Below are 19,384 nucleotides of genomic sequence, written 5' to 3'. Positions count from 1 at the left end.
GGCCCGCGCCCGGACGGCACGGGGCGGGGACGGCACGGGCCGTCCGGACGTTCACCGGGGCGTGGGGACCGCCTCGCGGGCGAGGATGACCGCGCCGAGCAGCGCGGCGTCGTCGGCGAACCGGGACAGCACCACCTCTGGCGGGTACGGCAGGGCCGCGGCGAGCCGCTCCCCCAGCAGGTTACGGATCAGCCCGTTGCCGGCCACCCCGCCGACCAGCACCACCCGCTGCGGGTCCAGCAACAGGCAGCAGGTGACCAGGTGCCGGGCCAACTCGTCCACCCGGGCGGTGAGCGCGTCCCGGGCCGGGCCGGGGTGCTCGGCGGCGGCGGCCAGCCCCGGCGCGCCGCCCGCGAGGCCGAGCGAGTCGGCGAGCCCGTCCAACGCCCGGCCGGAGAAGTCCAGCTCCAGCATCGTGCCCGGCCACGGGCCGCCGGCCACGGCGTACCCGATCTCGCCGGCCGCGCCCCGGTGACCGGCCAGCACCGCGCCGCGCACCGTGACCGCCGCCGCGACCCCGGTGCCGAGGCCGACCACCAGGCCGGGGTCGGCGTCGCGCAGCGCGCCGGTCCGCAGCTCGGCCAGGGCGGCGGCGTTCAGGTCGTTGTCGACCGCGACCGCCGGCACCGCCAACGCGTCCCGGACCGCGTCGGCGAGCCGCAGCCGATCCCAGCCGGGCACGTTCGGGGCGAGGTCGATCCCGTCGGGGCGGACCACGCCGGGCGAGGCGACCCCGGCCGCGGCGACCGGCGCGCCGACCTCCCCCACCAGCCTCGCGGCCAGCTCCAGCGCCCGCTCCAGGGCCTGCGGGGCGCCCTCCTCGGCGTGCGTCGGGACCCGCTCGCGGGCCAGCAGGCGGCCCTCGCCGTCGGCCACCCCGACCGCCATCTTGGTGCCGCCGAAGTCGATGCCCAGCAGCACGCCCGCGTCGCCGTCGACCGGGGCGGCCTCGGCGGCCCGACCGGCCAGCCGCACGCTCACCGTCGCGTCCCCGCGGGCACGACCGCCACGCCGCGCGCGCTCATCGGGCCGCCCGCTGCGCGGCGACCGCGTCCAGCGCCTCGTCGGCGGCGGCCAGCCGGTCCCGGACGGCGGCCAGCCGGCCGGCGACCGTGTCGAAGGTGCCCCGCAGCACCGCCACCTGGGCCCGCACGGCGTCCGCGCCGGGGCCGTCGACCTGGGCGCGGTCGAGCACCAGCTCGGGGCGCACGGCGGCGGCGATCAGGTCGGCGATCGCCGCGTCGGTCAGCCCGTCGGCGATCCCCTCGGCGGCCGCGCGGACGGTCTGCGCGGTCCAGGTGTCCGGGGCGCCGCCGCGGACGAGCCGGCCGACCACCGAGTGGGCGGCCCGGAACGGCACCCCGTGCCGGGTCAGCGCGTCGGCGGCGGCGGTGGTGGTGGCGCCGGAGGCGACGATCTCCTCCCGCGACGGGGGCTCCAGCGGCTCGATCTCGGCGAGGAAGCCGCCGAGCAGGGCGAAGAACCGGTCGGTGCGGTCGTTGCTCTCCCAGAGCCGGACCTGCACGTCGGTGGTGGCGTTGTTGGAGTCCTCCCACCAGGCCGCGCCGACGTTGTTGAGCACGCTGGCCGCGTCGGCGGCGGTGGCCCCGGCCATCGACACGAGGTGCTCCAGCACCACCGGGTTGCGCTTCTGCGGCATGATGCTGCTGCCCTGGGTGAAGTCGCCGGGGGTGGTCACCCAACGCCAGCTCAGCCAGTCCATCAGCGTGCGGGCCAGGCGGGCGCCGGTCGCGAGGGCCTGGGCGTTGAGGGTGCCGACCCGCACGAGGTGGTCGGCGCCGGCCACCGCCTCGTATGAGTTGGTGACCAGGCCGTCGAAGCCGAGCAGCTCGGCCACCCGGGCCGGGGCGATGTCCAGGTCCGTGCCCGCGAACGCGCAGGAGCCCAGCGGCGAGGTGTTGAGGGTCTCGATCAGGTCGGCGTACGCGACGGCCTCCCCCGCGAGGGCCTCGGCGTAGCCCGCGAGGGCGTGCCCGATGGTGGTGGGCTGGGCCGGCCGGCGGTGGGTGTAGCCGGTGATCACCACGTCGGCGTACCGGTGCGCGGAGTCCAGGGCGGTCGCGCCGGCGGCGAGGACCCGGTCGAGCACTCCGAGCAGCTGGTCGCGCAGCAGCATCCGGAACACGCCGGCGTCGAGGTCGTTGCGACTGCGGGCCATCTGCACGTCCAGCTCGGACGTGGGGATGCCGCACGCCTGCGCCAGCCGCTTCTCCATCAGGTAGTAGGTGTCCTCGAAGGTGCCGTCGAACTCCGGCGCACCGGTGGTGTCGGCGCGCAGTTCGGCCAGCCCGCGCAGCAGTCGGGCGCCCCGCTCGGCGGGGACGAGTCCCTGCTCGGTCAGCATCACCACGTGCGCCTGGCTGGCGCGCACCATCGCCGGGAACAGGTACCCGACGTGGTGGTCGTAGGTCGGCCGCAGGTGGTGCCGCTGGTAGGTGGTCAGCGCGGGTGTGCTCATGACGGTTCTCTACTTCCTTCCGTGCCGGGCGCGGCCGTACACCGCGCCCGGGCGTCAGCCGGTCAGCGGTCCAGGCCGAGCAGGCGCTCGGCGTTCCCGGCGAAGATCGCGCGCAGGTGGTCGTCGGGCAGGCCCAGCTCGCGGCAGATCCGCAGCTGGTCGTTGAGGTAGCGGGTGACGTAGCCGCGCGGGAACCACGACGAGTCGCTGCCGAACACGATCCGGTGCGGGCCGATGGTCTCGTAGCAGCGCCGGAACAGGTCCTCCAGCGTCAGCTTGTACGGCATCCAGCGCACCCACTGGTTCGACCCCGAGGTGTCGACGTGGATGTTCGGGCAGCCCCAGGCGGCGAAGAGCAGGTCCTGCACGTGCTGGACGCCGAAGTGCGGCACCACCACCGCCAGCTCCGGGAAACGGCGGGCCATCCGGGCCAGCTCGTCCGGGCCGCCGTACCGGCCGTGGGAGAGGCCGCCGGCGCTGCCGTAGTGGCCGATGTGGATCAGCACCGGCACGCCGAGGCGCTGGGCGGTGCCCCAGAGCGGGTCGAGGGCCTCGTCGTCGAGCGGACCGCGCAGCAGCGGGGCGAAGAGCTTCAGCCCGCGCAGGCCGCGCTCGACCACCGCGCGTTCCAGCTCGGCGGCGGCGTCCGCGCCGTACGCGTCGTGGTGGGCGAAGCCGAGCAGCAGGTCGGGGTGGCGGTCCACCACGTCGGCGACGGCGTCGTTGCCGCCGCCGGTGACGAAGACCGCCCGGCGGATGTTCACCGCGCGCAGTTCCTCGACCCACCGGTCCGCCTCGTCCTGCCACCGGGGCGCGGGGGGCTCCGGGTCGGGGAAGCCCCACGCCTGCCGCCACTGCTTGGCGTACGGGGCGGAGCCGGCGGCGCGTACCGCCCGCTCGTGCTCGCCGCCGGGATGCATGCCCGCGGCGTGTTCACAGCCCCGGACCGTCTCGTCGGCGCCGATGCGGAAGTGCAGGTGGAAGTCGACGACGTCGAGTCCACGGTCGACGGTCACGGTGCCTCCTCGGGCTCGGGCCCGTCGGTCGCCGGACCGGCCGACGGGGTGCCGGCCGACGGACCGGCGGAAGGTGGTGGGGCGGCGGCGGGCAGCGGGGCGTCGGTGGGCGGGGCCGGCGGCGGGGCGGCCACCCAGGCGGCGACGACCTCCCGCAGCCGGGTCGCGGCCAGTTCCCGGACGCGGCGGCCGGTCTCCTCGCCGGCCAGCGAGACGTGCCCGGACCAGCCCTGCCACGGGTCGGGTCGGGACTCCACCAGCACGTACGGGTGGCTCACCGGCAGCTTCGGCCTCGGCGGCAGGTCGGCGACCGCGTCGAGGCGCACCGCGCCGGGGTCGAAGCCGAGCACCCCGTCGGTCTCGTACGCCCCGCCGTGGCCGCGCGCCGGCAGCGGCCCGTACAGCTCGGCGGTCTCGGCCGGGGTGACCAGCTGGAACCAGTTGACCAGCAGCAGGCTCGCCGTACGCCGCCCGGACACCCACTCCATGGCGGCCCGGACGGTGGACATGTTGGCGTCGTGTCCGTTGACGATGAGCAGTCGGGGGAACCCGGCGGCCACGATCCCCTCGATGACGTCGGCGAGGTAGCCCACCGCGATCTCGGGTCGGATCGCGACGGTGCCGGGCCACGGCCGGGTCTGGCCGGGGCAGGCGGCGTACGGCACGGCCGGAAAGAGCACCCCGCGCGGACCTGGCGCCGGGTGCCCGCCGGCCGGGGTCGCGGTGCCGTCCGGGGTGCCGCCGCCGGACGGCACCCCGCCGTCGCCGCCGGGGGCGCTCTCGGCGGCGAAGCCCTGGGCGAGGATCAGGTCGGTGCCGAGCGGCAGGTGCGGGCCGTGCCACTCGACCGCGCCGACCGGCAGGACCGCGAAGTCGGCCGCCTCGGCCACCGCCGCCAGCTCCCCGCCGGGGATGCGGGCGGCGGGGACCAGCCCGCCACCGGCCGGCCAGGCCGCGCTCACGCCGTCCACCGCGCCGCCTCCCGGCTGGAGCGCCGGCCGCCCTCCAGCCGGCCGGAGAGCACCATCACCACGAAGATCAGGACCACCTGGAGCATGCCGTACGCGGCGGCGGTGCCGACCTCGAACGAGTACATCCTGTTGTTGATCTCCACGGAGATCGGGGCGGTCTCGGAGGTGTAGATGAGCACCGAGGCGACGAACTCGCCGACGCCGTGTACGAAGGCGAGCAGCGCGCCCGCCACCACGCCGGGCAGCATCAGCCGCAGGGTGACCGTGCCGAACGCCCGCCACCAGGACGCGCCCAGGTTGCGCGCGGCTTCCTCCAGCGACGGGTCGATCTGCGCCAGCGTGGCGGAGCTGGACCGGAACACCAACGGCAGGAACCGCACGAAGTACGCCAGCGGCATGATCCAGAAGGTGCCGATCAGTACCTGGCCGAAGCTGAACGCGTTGCCGGTGCTGAACGCCGAGATCAGGTTGATCGCCACCACCGTGCCGGGCAGCGCCCAGGCCAGCATGACCGCCACGTCCAGCAGACCCCGGCCGCGGAAGTTCAGCCGCCGCACCGCGTACGCGATGAGCACGCCGACCACGACGCAGGCGACGGTCGCGATGAGGCTCATCTGCAGCGAGTTGAGGATCGGCTGGAACGCCGCCGGGTCGGAGAAGATCGTGACGAAGTTCTGCGTGGTGTACGCCGCGGGGATCACCTCGGTGGTCCAGGAACCGTCCCGGGAGAACGCCACCAGCGCGATGGTCGCCACCGGGGCGAGCAGCACGGCGGTGGCCAGCAGCGACGCGAGAAGGGCGAGCCACCTGCCGAACGGGTTGGTGATCTCGCGCCGGTGCGCGGCGACGCCCTTGGACTGGGAGCGGTAGCTGCGCCGCCCCTCGTACCAGCGCATGCCGAGCAGGAACAGCACCGAGACCACGCCGAGCACGGAGGCGTACGTGGAGGCCATCGGCAGGTCGCCGTTGGTGCGGTTGATGTAGATCTGCATCGTCATCGTCTGGTCCACCCCGAACAGCAGCGGGGCGGTGTACGAGGCCAGCGAGGTCATGAAGACCAGTAGCGAGGCGGAGACCAGCGCCGGGGTGAGCATCGGCAGCAGCACCGTGCGCCACACCCGGACCCGACCGGCCCCCAGGTTGTACGCCGCCTCCTCCACCGACGGGTCCATTCCGCCGAGCGCGGCGGAGGCGGACAGGTAGAAGTACGGGTACATGGTGAAGGTGTGCACCACGAGCACCCCGGCGATGCCGCTGAACGGCAGCACCGGGTTCTCGGTGCCGAAGAGCTGCTGGAGCCCGCGCGGCAGGATGCCGGTCTCGCTGTAGAGCAGCTGGAACGAGATCGCCCCGATCAGCGGCGGCAGGGCCGCCGGCACCAGGATGATCGCCTCGATCAGCCGGCGGCCGGGGAACGAGAACCGCTTGAGCAGGAAGGCCATCGCCACGCCGACGACGCCGCAGAGCAGCACGCTGGCCGCGGAGATGACCAGCGAGGTGACCAGGGACGAGCGGGCGACCCCGTCGCCGGTGAGGAAGCTGCCGTAGTTCTGCACCCCGTCCACGCCGACGCTCTCGGCGAAGGTGGCGAACATCGGCTGCACCACGTACCCGAAGAGGATCAGGGCGAGCGGGAAGACCAGGACGTACGGGAACCAGCGGGAGCCGGTGCCGCCGGCGAACCGGTCGGCGAGGCGGCGGCGCGGGGCGGGGGGCGGGGTCGGTTCCTGGGTGACCGGGGCGACGGTGGCCGGGCTGGGGGTGGCGGGGATGGTGCTCACGGCCGCACCACCCACATCCGCTCGCGGTTCAGCCGCAGTCCGACCTGGTCGCCGACGGCGACCCCGGCCGGCACGTCGATCGCGGCGACCTGCACCGGCTCGCCGGCCACGTCGACCACGAGGTTGGTGGCCATGCCGGTGAACTCCACCTCGGTGATCCGGCCGGGCAGCGCGCCCGCGTCGGTGGTCGAGGTCAGGCCGATGTGCTCGGGGCGGACCGACACCAGCGCGGTGTCCCCCTGGCTCAGGCCGTGCCCCGTCGGGGCGGGGACGACGATCTCGCCGCCGGCGGGCAGCCCCACGGTGACGGCCTGCCCTGCGGCGGTGACCACCGGCAGGGAGAGCACGTTGCTGCGGCCGATGAAGCGGGCCACGAAGCTGGTCGCCGGGCGGTGGTAGATCTCCTGCGGGGCGCCGATCTGCTGCACCCGGCCGGACTGCATGACCGCGATCCGGTCCGACATGGCCATCGCCTCGGCCTGGTCGTGGGTGACGTAGATGGAGGTGGTGCCGGCCTCGCGCTGGATGCGGCGGATCTCCACCCGGGTCTCCTCGCGCAGCTTGGCGTCGAGGTTGGACAGCGGCTCGTCGAGCAGCAGCGTGCGCGGCCGGATCACCAGGGCCCGGGCCAGGGCGACCCGCTGCTGCTGGCCGCCGGAGAGCTCGTCGATGCGACGGTCGCCGTAGCCGGCGAGGTGCACCTGCCCGAGCGCCTCCTCGACCCGGCGCCTGGACTCGGCCCGGCCGACCTTGCGGATCTTGAGTCCGTACGCGACGTTCTGCGCGACGCTCATGTGCGGGAAGAGCGCGTAGTTCTGGAACACCATGCCGGTGTCGCGCTTGTTCGGCGGCCGGCGGGTGACGTCCTCGGCGCCGAACCGGATCCGGCCGGAGGTGGGGAAGTAGAACCCGGCCACCATGCGCAGGGTCGTGGTCTTGCCGCAGCCGCTCGGGCCGAGCAGCGTGAAGAACTCCCCGGCGGCGATGGTGATGTCGACGTCGTCCACGGCCGCGGTGTCGCCGCCGCGCGCGAAGCGCTTGCTCACCGACTCCAGCGTGACATCGATCATGAGGTCCTCTCCTTCGTGCGGTACCGGACCTGGTCGGTCGTGGGATGGGGGGCGGAGGCGAAGGGCACCTTCCGACGCCTCCGGGTGGAGAAGGGCTGTCCTCGCACACCGTCCCGGCGCCCCGCGGGCGGGCGTCCGGGGGCGGAAGGGCCCGCCCGCGGACGCCCGGGCGGTCAGCCCTTGTTCTTGATCTGGCTGTTCCAGTGGTTGATCCACTCGGTCTCGTTCTTGCCGATGACGTTCCAGTCGACGTCGAGCGGCTTGAGCTGGAGCTGGGCCAGCCACTCGGGCTTCTCGGCGATGTCCACGGCCGGGATCTGGTAGTAGTCCTTGGCCAGGTCGGCGCGGAGCTTGTCGTCGAAGAGGAACTCGATGAACTTCTGCGCGCCCGCGCTGTTGCCGCCCTTGACCGCGGCGAGGCCGTCGACCAGCACCGGGGCGCCGGAGGCCGGCATGACGTAGCCGAACGGCATGTTCGACTGGTTGGCCTGCAACAGGATGTCCTGCAGGTTCCAGGCGCTGAGCAGGCCCTGCTGGCGGGACAGCTTGAGGTAGAGGTCGGTCGGGTTGGCCGCGTACGCGCCGGTGTTGGCGTCCAGCTTCTTGAGCCAGTCGTAGCCGGGCTGCGGGTTGCTGCCGTCCGCGGACTGGCGCACGATCATCGCGGCGTAGATCGACCGCATGGTGCCGGACGCGGCCACGTCCCGGATGACGATCTTGTCCTTCCACTCCGGCTTGAGCAGGTCGTCCCAGTCCTTCGGGGCCTGTTCCGGGGTGAGCGCCTTGTTGTTGTACATGATCACCTCGGGCAGCAGGATCTCCCCGAACCAGCGACCCTCGGCGTCCTTGTACTTCGCGTCCATCTTGCCGGCGAACGTCGGCTGCCAGGCCGCCAGCAGGTCCTCGGACGCGCCGGAGGCGAGGCCCTGCTGGGTGCCGCCCCACCAGACGTCGGCCTGCGGGTTGGCCTTCTCGGCCCGGACCCGCTCCAGGATCTCCTGGGCGCCCAGGTTGAGGATCTCGACCTTGCCCTTGTACTCGGGGTACTTGGCGGTGAACTGGTCCACCACGTAGGTGGAGACCTTCTTGTCGCGGGCGGTGTAGATGGTCAGCTTCTCGGCGCTCGCGCCGCCGGCCGCGTCGTCACCGCCGCCGCCGCAGGCGGTGCCGGCGGCGAGCACTGTGGCGAGCGCGCCGGCGAGAAGAAGGCGACGTCTCATGGGGTACCTCCGAGGGGTTAGGGGAAGGGGGCGTGGTGTGTGGTCAGGGGGTCGGCAGGAGGGTGGGCAGGCCGGCAGCGGCCGCGGAGAGGGCGTAGCTGACGGCGCCGTGCAGCACCGCCCGGTCGCCCAGCACCGCCCGGCGAACCTCCGTGGCGCTCGGCGCGGCGGCGCCGACCAGGGCCTGGAGCCGGTCGACGGCGGCGTCGTCGAGCTGGGCGGCGGCGCCGCTGAGCAGCACCCGCCCGGGGTCGACGACGCAGACACAGGAGACGATCAGTCGCGACCAGGCCGCGAGCACCTCGTCGAGGTACGCGGCGGCCCGCTCGTCGGTGGCGGCCAGTTCCACCAGGGCCGCGACGGGTGAGTCGGGGCGCCGGCCGGGGGCCAGCGCCACCACCCGCTCGGCGATGGCGTTCTCCGACCAGCGGGCCTCGAACGGGCCGATCCCGTCGTGGCCCCGGTCGGCCGGGTCCAGCGGCAGGAAGCCGACCTCCCCGGCGGCCCCGCCGGCGCCCCGGCGGACCTGCCCGTCGAGCACCAGGCCGGCGCCGATGCCGTCGGCGACGTGCAGCAGCAGCAGGTCGGCGACGTCGCTGCCGGCGCCGGCCGCGTGCTCGCCGGCGGCCATCAGGTTCACGTCGTTGTCCACCACCACCGGCACCCCGAGCCGGCGCTGCACCGACTCCCCCACCGGCCGCCCCTCCACGAGGCCGACCGAGGGGGCCAGGCGGACGGCGCCGCCGGTGGATATGCCGGGCGCGGCGATGGCGACCCCGCGCAGCGCCGGCAGGCCGTCGCCGGCGAGTTCGGGCACCGAACGGCAGATGGTGTCGACGATGTCGCCAGCGAGCCGCACCGCGCGGTGGGCGATCACGGCCCCGTCGCTGTCGGCGATCTCGCAGCTGATCCGGGACGGCTCCAGCGACACCGCGGCGACCAGCTCGGCCCGGGGGTTGAACTCCAGCATCGCCCGCGGACGGCCGGCGCGGGACGCGCCGGGGCCACGCTCGATGAGGTAGCCCTCGGCGATCAGCTCACGCACGAGCGGGGTGAGCGTGGCGGGGCTCAGCCCGGTGAGCTCGGTCAGCTCGGCGCGGGAGAGCACCCGCACCTGGCGGGCGGTGGAGATCACGGAAAGCCGCTTGATCTCCTTCGACCGCTCCCGGCTCACCGGGCTCGTCGGTGGCGTCACCACGTCAGTCACACTTCCTTCCTACGGCGAACGAACTATTGAGTCAAGTAACGAAATCGTCTCGTTACCTCACGGCCACCTTCATGAGCAGCAGAAACGCGCCAGCGGGGACGTCACCGAGGCCGGACAGGTGCGCTGCCGGGCAGCGGCGTGGGGTCGGATCACCCCTCGTTTGTTTCTTTCGCAAATAAAGAAAGACCTTGCAAGGCATTGACGAGCCGCCGCGCCGGTCCCTAGCGTCACCGGGCGAAGGCCTTCCAGTGTGTACGGATCTCCGTTCCGCTGCGTACCCCCGGTGCCGTGGCGCCCCGCGCGCCCCGCGCCCCACCGCCGCCGTCTTTCGTCCGACCCACGGCCCCACGCCGACGCCGCCGCGCGTGCGTCGTCGGTGGCCGCTGCGCGGACCTCGCGTGTCGCGAAAGGATCTGCATGCGACTCAAGGCGTTCCTGCTACCCACGGCGCTCGCCCTGGCCCTGTCCGGGACACCGGCCGCCGCCCTGGCCGCCCCCGCCGACGCCCGACCGACCGACACCGTCGACCTGGACGTCCTCTTCGTCAGCGCCCACCCCGACGACGAGGCCGGCAGCCTCGCCACCCTCGGCCAGTGGAAGGAGAGGCACGGCGCCAAGGCCGGCGTCGTCACCATCACCCGCGGCGAGGGCGGCGGCAACGCCGTCGGCCTCGAGGAGGGCCCCCCGCTCGGCATCATCCGCGAGCGCGAGGAGCGCACCGCGATCGGCCGGGCCGGGGTGGAGAACCTCTACAACCTCGACCGCGTCGACTTCTGGTACACCGCCTCCGCGCCGCTGTCGGAGCGGATCTGGGGCCACGACGACACCCTCGCCCAGATCGTCCGGGTGATCCGGCAGACCCGGCCCGAGATCGTCATGACGATGAACCCGTCGCCGACCCCCGGCAACCACGGCAACCACCAGCAGGCGGCCCGGTTCGCCGCCGAGGCGTTCCACGCCGCAGCCGACCCGGCCGCCTTCCCCGAGCAGCTCACCGGGGAGGGCCTCAAGCCGTTCCGGGCGGCGAAGTTCCTGCGTACCGGTGGAACCGGCAGCTCGGCCGCCGGGCCGCAGTGCGCCTCCAGCTTCGTGCCGACCGTCCCGACCGACCAGGTGTTCGGCGTCTGGGAGGGCACACCGAGCGCCGGTGGCAAGACCTGGGCCGAGGTCGAGGTCGACGCCCGCCGGGACTACGTCACCCAGGGCTGGGCCGGCACCGCCGCCGCCCCCACCGACCCGGCGAAGATCCGCTGCGACTTCTACACCCTGGTCGACAGCCGCGTCCCGTACGACCCGGCGGACACCTCCCCCGAGGCGATCCTGCGCGGGTCGGTGCTGCCCGCGGCGGCCGGCGGGCTGCCCCGGGGCACCGAGCTCTACCTGACCGCCGACCGGTTCGACCTCGCCCCCGGCGAGACCGTCGACGTCACCGCGCACGTACGGGCCCCCCGCGACCGGGCGCTCACCGCGCCGCGAGTGTCGCTGCGGCTGCCGCAGGGCTGGACCGCCACCGGCTCCGGCGCGCTCCGGGGCGCCGTCCCCGCCGGCCGGGAGCGGACCATCGCCTTCACCGTGACCGTCCCCGCCGACGCCGACACCAACCAGCAGCACCTCGTCGGCGCGAACCTGACCACCGGCCAGGGCGCCGGCCGCACCGACCGCGCCGTCCGGGTCGTCGCCGACGTGCGCGGCACACTGGAGCCGCTGCCCGAGGTCGGGCTGTTCCGCGACTGGGCCGGCGACAGCGGCTACCCGCAGCTGGACACCCTGATCAAGCCGGTGCTCACCGTCGGCTCCGGCAAGAGCCGCACGGTCCGGGTCGACCTGCGCAACCACGGCGACGCCAGCCAGAGCGGCACGGTGGCCCTCGGCCTGCCGGCCGGCTTCACCGCCGACGCGGCGACGAAGAGCTACGCCGGCCTGGCGCCGGGCGCGACGGGGGCGGTCACCTTCACCGTCACCAACAGCGACCCGTCCCTGCCGACCGCCAACGAGGGCGGCGTCGACGGCGACTACGGCATCACCATCACCACCACCAGCGCCGCCGGCAGCACGGTCGAGACCGGCGCCCTCGAGATCGTGCCGACCAGCGAGGTGCCGCACGCCGGGCACGACCACGCCGTCGACGGGGCGGCCACGCCCGGCGAGTACCCGGGCGAGGAGCTGGACCTGTCCCGGATCTGGGAGGGGCAGGCCACCACCCCGCAGGACGCCTCGGCCACCGGCCGGATCGCCTGGACCGAGGACGCGTTGAAGGTCCTCGTGCGGGTCACCGACGACGTGCTCGGCAAGAAGGTGGTGCCGCAGGACTGCAAGCGCCAGCGCCGCACCGACAGCGTCGAGATCATCGTCGACCCCAGGGGGAACTCGACGGACACCTCCACCGTGTTCAAGGCCGGCATCTTCCCCGTCACCGACGACCCGGCGGGCGGCGACCCGCCGTGCTGGCAGCGCGACGCCGACAACCGGCAGGGGCCCGGCGCCACCACCGCGCCGGGAATGACGGTGGTCAGCAAGGTCACCGCGCCGTACGCCGGCTACACGATCGAGGCGAGCATCCCGTTCGCGGTCCTGCCCGACGCGGTCGACCCGGCCCGGATGGGCTTCAACGTGCTGGTCTACGACTCGGACACCCAGGACCTGACGTCCCAGTCCCGGCTGGGCTGGTCCACCTTCACCGGCGTCCGCGCCGACCCGTACCGGTACGGTCTGGTGACCCTGCCCGGCCTCGCCCCCGCCGCGCGGCAGCCCAGTGCCCCGGTCTTCCCGGACACGGCCGCCCGCAGCGTGCACAGCCCGCAGACGATCGCGCAGTCGGCGGTGGACGGCGTCGCGCCGGCCGCCGTGGCCCGGCTGCCCGAGCGGGCGCTGCGGCTGACCGCCCAGCGCCGGGTGGCCGGCGGGGTGGAGGTGACCGTCCGGGCCGACCGCACCGGCACGGCGTACCTGCACGCCTGGGACGGCGACCGCTCGCTCGGTGAGCGGACGGTGCGACTGAACTCCGGCCGGCCGGTGACCGTCCTGGTCCCGGTCACCGGCGGCACGCCCACCGCTCTCCTGGCCGCCTTCGAGGCCGGCGGCGCCGCGCTCGCCCGCCACGTTCCGCTGACCTGACCGCGGTCGGCCCCGGTCGCCCGGTCCGGGCCGGCCGGGGCCGACGCGCGGGCGCCCGGAGCCACACGGCCGCGCGGCTCGTACCCACGGGCCGCGCGGCCTACAGCACGTTGCGCCACAACAGGGCCAGGCCGAAGACCGTCCCGAACGCGACGACCACCGCCCTCAGCAGACCGCCGGGGAGCCTGCGCAGCAGCCGCGCACCGGCGTACCCACCGACGACGGTCGCCGGGACCAGGATCGCCACCCCCGTCCAGTTGACCACGCCGAAGATCAGGTAGAGCACGACCGCCGTGCACGAGATGACGGCCGACAGCAGGTTCTTCAGGGCGACCGTCCTGGTGAGCGGCTCGTGCTGGAGGAGAGCCAGGGTGGCGACCAGGACGATGCCGAACCCGGCGCCGACGTAGCCGCCGTAGACCCCGCCCAGGGCGACGAACGCCTGCAACGTCGCCGGATGCCCCCGCCCGTGCCGCAGCGCGGACCGCCTGACCATCTCGTTCAGGCGGTCCTGTAGACCGAGGACGGCGGAGGCGGCGAGCACCAGGAACGGGACGATCACGTCGAAGACACGGCTGGGTGTCACCAGCAGCAGCACCGACCCGGCGACCCCGCCGAGCACGGCGGCGGGCAGGACACGCCCGATGTCTCCCCGCGGCGGCAGGTCCCGGTAGCCCCCCGCGACGCTGGCCACGTTTCCGGGGAACACGGCGACCGTGCTGGTCAGCTTCGCGGTCAGCGGCGGTATACCGACGCCGATCAGCGCCGACAGGGCGATCAGGGAACCGCCGCCCGCGACCGCGTTGAAGGCGCCCGTGACGACACCGGCGGCGACGAGCAGCGTTGCCTGGATGGGATCCATCGAGTCCCAGGCTAGTGGCGGCGGCGGCCGGTCGGGCCGGGTGTCCGCCGGCCGCCCGGCGCGCCACGGCGAGAGCGGGGGCGAGCCGCCGCCCGGCGACGACGCGCAGGCGAGGACGGCCCGGTCAGGGCCGGGCGGGCAGCCGGCGACGGGCAGCGGGCAGCCGGCGGCGGGCGGGCGGCGGGCGGCGGGCGGCGGGCGGCGGGCGGCGGGCGGCGGGCGGCGAAGTTCACCTTTTCCGGGTGAGGCGAAAGCCGCCATTTCCGGGAATGGTGGCCGTGAGGAGGGGTCGCGATGGCGGATGCCACCCAGGATTTCTTCCGCAGCCTGGCGCGGCGGGGCCACGACCGTCGCCTGACGGCGATCGACGAGGGCAGTGTCCGCTTCGACATCGACCGGGGCGGCCAGGTCGACCACTGGCTGGTCGCCATCGAGAAGGGCGACATCACGGTCACGGAGCAGGCGACGGGCGGTGACGCGGTGGTCCGGGCGGACCGGGCGGTGTTCGACCGGATCGCCAGCGGGGAGGCGTACTTCCTGACCACCGTCCTGCGCGGTGAGGCGGCCGTGGAGGGCCACCCCCGGTTGTTCGCCACGGTCCGACGGCTGTTCCCGCCGCCGCCGGCGGCCGGGACGACGCGCAGCCGAGGAGGTGACGATGGCTGAGAACCAGGTGGGGATCCTGGACGGCACGACCTTCATGGTCTGCGATCGCGTGGGGGACATCGTCCCGTCGCACGACACGCCGCTCGGCCTGTTCGCCCACGACACCCGCCTGCTGTCGAAGTGGGTGCTGACGGTCAACGGAGAGCGGCTGAGCACCCTTTCCATCGACGATCTGCACTACTTCGAGAACCGGTTCTTCCTGGTCCCCGGGCGTCAGGACGTCTACGTCAACAGCACCCTCGGGGTGCGTCGGATGCACAGCCTGGACAGCGGCCTGCACGAGGACCTGACCGTCATCAACTACGCCAACGAACCGGTCGACGTGACCCTCAGGGTCGAGGCGGACGCGGACTTCGCGGACCTCTTCGAGGTCAAGGACGCCGAGGCCAGGAAGAAGGGCCGGCACTACCGGCGGGTCGAGGACGGGCGCCTGGTCCTCGGATACGAGCGGGAGCGGTTCCGACGGGAGACGTTCATCTCCGCGTCGGTGCCGGCCACGTGGGACGACGACGGCCTGACGATCGAGGTCCACCTCGAACCTCACAGCCGTTGGATCGCCAGGCTCAGTGCCGTGCCGGACCTGCCGATGCCCCGCGGGTTGGAGCGGCTCTCGATCCCCGGGCGGGCAGCCGGCAAAGGCAGGGACAAGGAGCGGGACCTCCTGGAATGGCTGGACCGCGCGCCGCGCCTGGAATCCGGGTGGGGGCCGCTGAGCGGCACGTACCGGCAGAGCCTGATCGACCTGGCCGCGCTGCGCTTCAGTCCCTTCCTCGCCGAGGACAAGAGGGTCCCCGCCGCCGGCCTGCCCTGGTTCATGGCCATGTTCGGTCGGGACAGCATCTTCACCAGCCTGCAGGCGTTGCCGTTCACGCCCGAACTCGCCGCCACCACCCTCCGGGTGCTCGCGCTCCGGCAGGGCAGCCGCGTCGACGACTTCCGGGAGGAGCAGCCCGGCCGGATCCTGCACGAGATGCGGTACGGCGAGATGAGCATCTTCGAGGAGACCCCGCACACGCCCTACTTCGGCAGCGCCGACGCCACTCCCCTGTTCCTCGTGCTCCTCGACGAGTACGAGCGGTGGACCGGCGACGCCGACCTGGTGCGCTCGGTCGAGCAGGAGGCCCGCGCGGCGATCGACTGGATCAACGACTACGCCGACCTGACCGGCATGGGCTACATCTCCTACGAGCGGCGGAACACCAGGAACGGTCTGGAGAACCAGTGCTGGAAGGACTCGTGGGACGGCATCTCGTACCGCGACGGCCGGCTGCCGCGCTTCCCCCGCGCGACCTGTGAGTTGCAGGGGTACGCGTACGACGCGAAGATGCGCACCGCGCGGCTGGCCCGCACCTTCTGGAACGACCCGCAGTACGCGGACCGGCTGGAACGGGAGGCCGCGGACCTCAAGCAGCGCTTCAACCGCGACTTCTGGGTGGCGGACGGCGAGTACATGGCGCTCGCCCTCGACGGCGACGGCCGCCAGGTGGACGCCCTGTCCTCCAACATCGGCCACCTGCTCTGGAGCGGCATCGTCGAAGAGCCGAAGGCGGACGCCCTGGTGCGGCACCTGATGTCGCCCGCCCTGTTCAGCGGCTGGGGCGTCCGCACGCTGGCGGAGGGGCAGGCCCGCTACAACCCCATCGGCTACCACGTGGGGACCGTCTGGCCGTTCGACAACTCCTTCATCGCCTGGGGGCTGCGGCGCTACGGGTACGCCGACGAGGCGGCACGGATCGCCGCCGGCATCCTGGACGCCGCCGTGTTCTACGACGGCCGGCTGCCCGAGGCGTTCTCCGGATCCAGCCGTGCCGACACCCGGTACCCGGTACTATATCCCACCGCCTGCAGCCCGCAGGCGTGGTCCGCCGGAGCCACCCTGCTCCTGCTGCGGACGATGCTCGGGCTCAAGCCGGTAGGCGAAGACCTCGTCGTCAGGCCCGCCCTTCCCGCTAACCTCGAATTCGTGGCGTTGCACGGCATCCCCGGACGGTGGGGGCGGTTCGACGCCTACGGCCGGGGGCCGGGCGCCACGGGCAGGCGGGGCTACCACCCGGCGCCGGAACAGCTCTCCGCCCTGTGACGGGAGGAACGATGCGGGAGATCGACCCGGCGCGCACCGCGGTGGTCGGCGTCCACTGGCAGCACGAGGTCGTCAGCCCCGACGGACTGTTCGGCCCGTTCTTCGCCGAGCAGGTCGCCCGACACCGCGTCGCCGCGCACGCCGCGCGGGTCGCGGCGGCGGTACGAACCAGCGGCGGACTGGTCGTCTACACGCGGGTCGCCCACCGGCCCGGCTACCCGGAGCTGATCCCCAACACCCCCAGCTTCGCCATGATCCCCGAGCGGCAGGCGTTCCTGGAGGGTACGCCGAAGGCCCGCATCATCGACGAGGTCGCGCCGCAGGCGGGCGACGTCGTCGTCACGCACGTGCGGCTCACCGGCTTCTTCGGCACCGAACTCGACACGGTGCTGCGGCGCAGACAGGTCGAGACGGTCCTGTTCACCGGCGTCGCCACCAACCTTTCCGTCGCGGGAACGGCCTTCGAGGCGGTCAACCACGGATACCGGCCGGTGATCGTCTCCGACGCCTGCACCGCCGCGACCGACGACGCCCACCGGGCCAGCCTTCAGACGTGGAGCCAACTCGGCGAGGTGGTCACCACCGCCGAGGTGGTCGAGCGGCTGTCTGGCTGAGCCGCCCGCGACCCGCACCCCGGGGCGGGCCAGGTCCGCGTCCGCCCGAACCGCCGGTGCCCTGTCAGCCCACGCACGGCCGGTCACGGCAGTTCTGCTGGTGTCGAGGTGCGAACGGCCGCATCGGGCACGGGACGGACACGGCTGTCCCAAGGGACTACGATCATGCCCTTGGCGGTTGTCGGAGCTCTCAGCATGGCCCTGCGGCGCGCCGATCCGTCCCACTCGGGTCGATTGAAGATCCGTCGCATCGACACGTCGCCGTGCGTGAGATCAGGAGGCGATGGCCATACAGTGGCGGGAACGCAGTAGCCAAACCCATCTCAAACCTTGGTGACTCGTCGGAGGTCGGACAACGATGCAGATCTACTACCTCGAAATCGTGACCAGGGATGTCGACGTGGTGTGTGCCACCTACGCAGCAGCGAACGGGGTGCGGTTCGGCGAGCCGGACTCCGGGCTCGGCAACGCACGGACGGCCGAGATGCCGGGAGGCGGGCTGGTGGGGGTACGGGCGCCGTTGCGGGACACCGAAGAGCCGGTGGTACGGCCCTACTGGCTGGTGGATGACATCAAGGCGGCCGTCGCGGCGGTGGCGGAGGCCGGCGGCGAGATAGCCGTGGAGCCGCTGGAGATCCCCGGCCGTGGCACCTTCGCCATCTACGTCCAGGGCGGCAACGACCACGGCCTCTGGCAGCGGTAGACCGCCGGCCGGGGCGGGTTGGGCGTTCATCCGATGGCTGCACGGTCCCCTTCTCCCGGTGGTAGCACCGGCACGCTGGCCGCCCACCGGTCCCCCACGGGGCCGATCGTCGCCCACCCGCTCCGCCCCGACATCGCGTGGCCGGCTCGCCCCGGTCGTACCCCTGACGAAGGTGGGTGAGACCGCCTGCCGTTCGGGCGCAGTGCGAGCCCTCTCCCGGTCCCTACCGTCGACGCGTCACGACGGTTCCCCCGGGAGGCAGCATGATCACAGCAACGGCACGCTCCGGCTCGCCGGCGTCGACCGAACGGGCGGGTGGTCGCCTTGCGTAGCGGCGGCCGGACACTGCTCGTACTCCTGACGCTGCTGGCCACGCTGCTGGCCGGCGGCCCGGTCGCGGCCCAGGCGTCGGCGCCGGCGTTGACGCTGCCGGCGCCGACGGGCCGCTACCCGGTCGGCACCACCTGGCTGCACCTGACCGACGACGCGCGGCCCGACCCGTGGCGGCCCGAGCTGCGCCGGGAGCTGATGGTGTCGCTCTGGTATCCGGCGGTGGCCTCGCCCGGCACGCCGGCGCCCTACACCACGGCGGCGGTCTCCGCGCGGATCATCGCCGCCGAGGGTCTGCCCCTCCCGCCCGACCTGTTGACCACCGTACGCACCAACGCCCGCCGCGACGTGCCGGTCCGGCCGACCGCCCGGGGCTGGCCGCTGGTGGTGCTCTCCCCCGGCTTCAGTCTCAGCCGGGAGTCCGTGACCGGGCTGGCCGAGGAGCTGGCCAGCCGCGGGTACGTGGTGGCGGGCGTGGACCACCCCCACGAGGCGCGGGGCGTCGAGTTCCCGGACGGCCGGGTCGCCGACTGCCTCGCCTGCGAGGCGACCGGGCCGGACAGGATGCCCCGCGTGGTCGAGGGGCGGGCGGCCGACGTGTCGTTCCTGCTGGACCGGCTGACCGGGCCGCGTCCGGTGTGGCGCGGCGCCCGCTTCGTCGACCCGGCCCGGATCGGCATGGTCGGGCACTCCATCGGCGGCGCCAGTGCCGCCCAGACGCTGCGCACCGACCCGCGGGTCGACGCCGGGGTCAACCTGGACGGCACCCACTTCGTCCCGGTCCCGGCCGACTCGGTGGCCAAGCCGTTCCTGCTGGTCGGCTCCGAGCGGCCGACGGACGCGAGCTGGCTGCGCGACTGGCCCGGCCTGGCCGGCTGGAAGCGGTGGCTCACGGTCACCGGCAGCGGTCACCTCTCCTTCACGGACCGGCCGGTGCTGGGCGCCCAGCTCGGCATGGACCCGGGCGCGATTCCGGGCGACCGGCAATTGCTGATCACCCGCGCGTACGTCGCGGCGTTCCTCGACACGCACCTGCGCGGGCGACCGCAGCCCCTTCTCGACGGGCCGGCCCCGGCCTATCCCGAGGTGCGCTTCCAGCACGGGACACCGACGCCGGCCGCGGCGGGATGACCGGGCGCGCGACGCCCTGACCCGTGGCGGCCGGAAGATCCGCAGCCCGGCACCACGCCCCGGCGGCCGGGTCCCGGCAGCCGGAGGACCGCCGCCAGGCCCGCCACGTCAAGCCGCCGCTGACCCTCCGCCCTCGGGCG

The 19,384-nt window shown here is 73.8% G+C and carries 15 protein-coding genes; 6 read left to right on the top strand and 9 right to left on the bottom strand.

The window, feature by feature from the left end; translation table 11 throughout:
- Window positions 1-51: 51 nt before the first annotated feature.
- From ACGF7U_RS25440 to ACGF7U_RS25405, 8 genes are all read right to left on the bottom strand, one after another.
- Window positions 52-981, bottom strand: coding sequence for an ROK family protein (locus ACGF7U_RS25440; RefSeq protein ID WP_393110686.1), 930 nt, complete (start codon window positions 979-981; stop codon window positions 52-54).
- Between the two features lie 40 nt (window positions 982-1,021).
- The gene (locus ACGF7U_RS25435; protein ID WP_393110684.1) at window positions 1,022-2,479 is read right to left on the bottom strand and encodes an argininosuccinate lyase; all 1,458 of its coding nucleotides are present in this window, start codon (window positions 2,477-2,479) and stop codon (window positions 1,022-1,024) included.
- Window positions 2,480-2,541: 62 nt separating this feature from the next.
- Window positions 2,542-3,495 carry an amidohydrolase family protein gene (locus ACGF7U_RS25430; protein ID WP_393110682.1) on the bottom strand — a complete coding sequence of 318 codons (954 nt, stop codon included), beginning with the start codon at window positions 3,493-3,495 and terminating at the stop codon, window positions 2,542-2,544.
- Window positions 3,492-4,466, bottom strand: coding sequence for a creatininase family protein (locus tag ACGF7U_RS25425; RefSeq protein ID WP_393110680.1), 975 nt, complete (start codon window positions 4,464-4,466; stop codon window positions 3,492-3,494). Before ACGF7U_RS25425 ends, ACGF7U_RS25430 begins: the two co-directional genes overlap by 4 nt.
- Entirely contained in the window at window positions 4,454-6,247 is a 1,794-nt protein-coding gene (locus ACGF7U_RS25420) for an ABC transporter permease (protein WP_393110678.1), read from the bottom strand. The genes ACGF7U_RS25425 and ACGF7U_RS25420 overlap by 13 nt, the downstream gene beginning before the upstream one ends.
- A complete protein-coding gene (locus ACGF7U_RS25415) occupies window positions 6,244-7,317 on the bottom strand; it encodes an ABC transporter ATP-binding protein (RefSeq protein ID WP_393110676.1) in 1,074 nt (357 codons plus the stop codon). Before ACGF7U_RS25415 ends, ACGF7U_RS25420 begins: the two co-directional genes overlap by 4 nt.
- A 173-nt stretch (window positions 7,318-7,490) precedes the next feature.
- Window positions 7,491-8,537, bottom strand: coding sequence for an extracellular solute-binding protein (locus tag ACGF7U_RS25410; protein ID WP_393110674.1), 1,047 nt, complete (start codon window positions 8,535-8,537; stop codon window positions 7,491-7,493).
- 43 nt (window positions 8,538-8,580) lie between these two features.
- Entirely contained in the window at window positions 8,581-9,744 is a 1,164-nt protein-coding gene (locus ACGF7U_RS25405; RefSeq protein WP_393110672.1) for an ROK family protein, read from the bottom strand.
- A gap of 417 nt (window positions 9,745-10,161) precedes the next feature.
- Between ACGF7U_RS25405 and ACGF7U_RS25400 the strand changes: the two genes are divergently transcribed.
- Entirely contained in the window at window positions 10,162-12,858 is a 2,697-nt protein-coding gene (locus ACGF7U_RS25400) for a sugar-binding protein (RefSeq protein WP_393110670.1), read from the top strand.
- Window positions 12,859-12,958: 100 nt separating this feature from the next.
- Here the strand turns inward: ACGF7U_RS25400 and ACGF7U_RS25395 are convergent, their stop codons facing one another.
- Window positions 12,959-13,720, bottom strand: a complete 762-nt coding sequence (locus ACGF7U_RS25395) for a sulfite exporter TauE/SafE family protein (protein WP_393110668.1) — start codon at window positions 13,718-13,720, stop codon at window positions 12,959-12,961.
- A 294-nt stretch (window positions 13,721-14,014) separates the two neighbouring features.
- Here ACGF7U_RS25395 and ACGF7U_RS25390 point away from each other — a divergent pair, with 294 nt between their 5' ends.
- The 5 genes from ACGF7U_RS25390 to ACGF7U_RS25370 all read left to right on the top strand — a co-directional run bounded on the left by ACGF7U_RS25390 (window position 14,015) and on the right by ACGF7U_RS25370 (window position 19,244).
- Window positions 14,015-14,386 carry a sterol-binding protein gene (locus ACGF7U_RS25390; RefSeq protein WP_393110666.1) on the top strand — a complete coding sequence of 124 codons (372 nt, stop codon included), beginning with the start codon at window positions 14,015-14,017 and terminating at the stop codon, window positions 14,384-14,386.
- Window positions 14,379-16,466: a glycogen debranching N-terminal domain-containing protein gene (locus ACGF7U_RS25385; protein WP_393110664.1), complete on the top strand. Its 2,088-nt coding sequence runs from the start codon at window positions 14,379-14,381 to the stop codon at window positions 16,464-16,466. The genes ACGF7U_RS25390 and ACGF7U_RS25385 overlap by 8 nt, the downstream gene beginning before the upstream one ends.
- Before the next feature lie 11 nt (window positions 16,467-16,477).
- Window positions 16,478-17,080, top strand: coding sequence for a cysteine hydrolase family protein (locus ACGF7U_RS25380; protein ID WP_393110662.1), 603 nt, complete (start codon window positions 16,478-16,480; stop codon window positions 17,078-17,080).
- Between the two features lie 358 nt (window positions 17,081-17,438).
- Window positions 17,439-17,783: a VOC family protein gene (locus ACGF7U_RS25375; RefSeq protein ID WP_393110660.1), complete on the top strand. Its 345-nt coding sequence runs from the start codon at window positions 17,439-17,441 to the stop codon at window positions 17,781-17,783.
- A gap of 315 nt (window positions 17,784-18,098) precedes the next feature.
- Window positions 18,099-19,244 carry an alpha/beta hydrolase family protein gene (locus ACGF7U_RS25370; RefSeq protein WP_393110658.1) on the top strand — a complete coding sequence of 382 codons (1,146 nt, stop codon included), beginning with the start codon at window positions 18,099-18,101 and terminating at the stop codon, window positions 19,242-19,244.
- The last annotated feature ends 140 nt before the right edge of the window (window positions 19,245-19,384 follow it).

It is taken from the genome of Micromonospora sp. NPDC047670 (assembly GCF_043204915.1).
Classification (GTDB): Bacteria; Actinomycetota; Actinomycetes; order Mycobacteriales; family Micromonosporaceae; genus Micromonospora.
The sequence above is the reverse complement of the archived record's forward strand: the minus strand, read 5'-3'. Positions and strand labels throughout refer to the sequence as shown.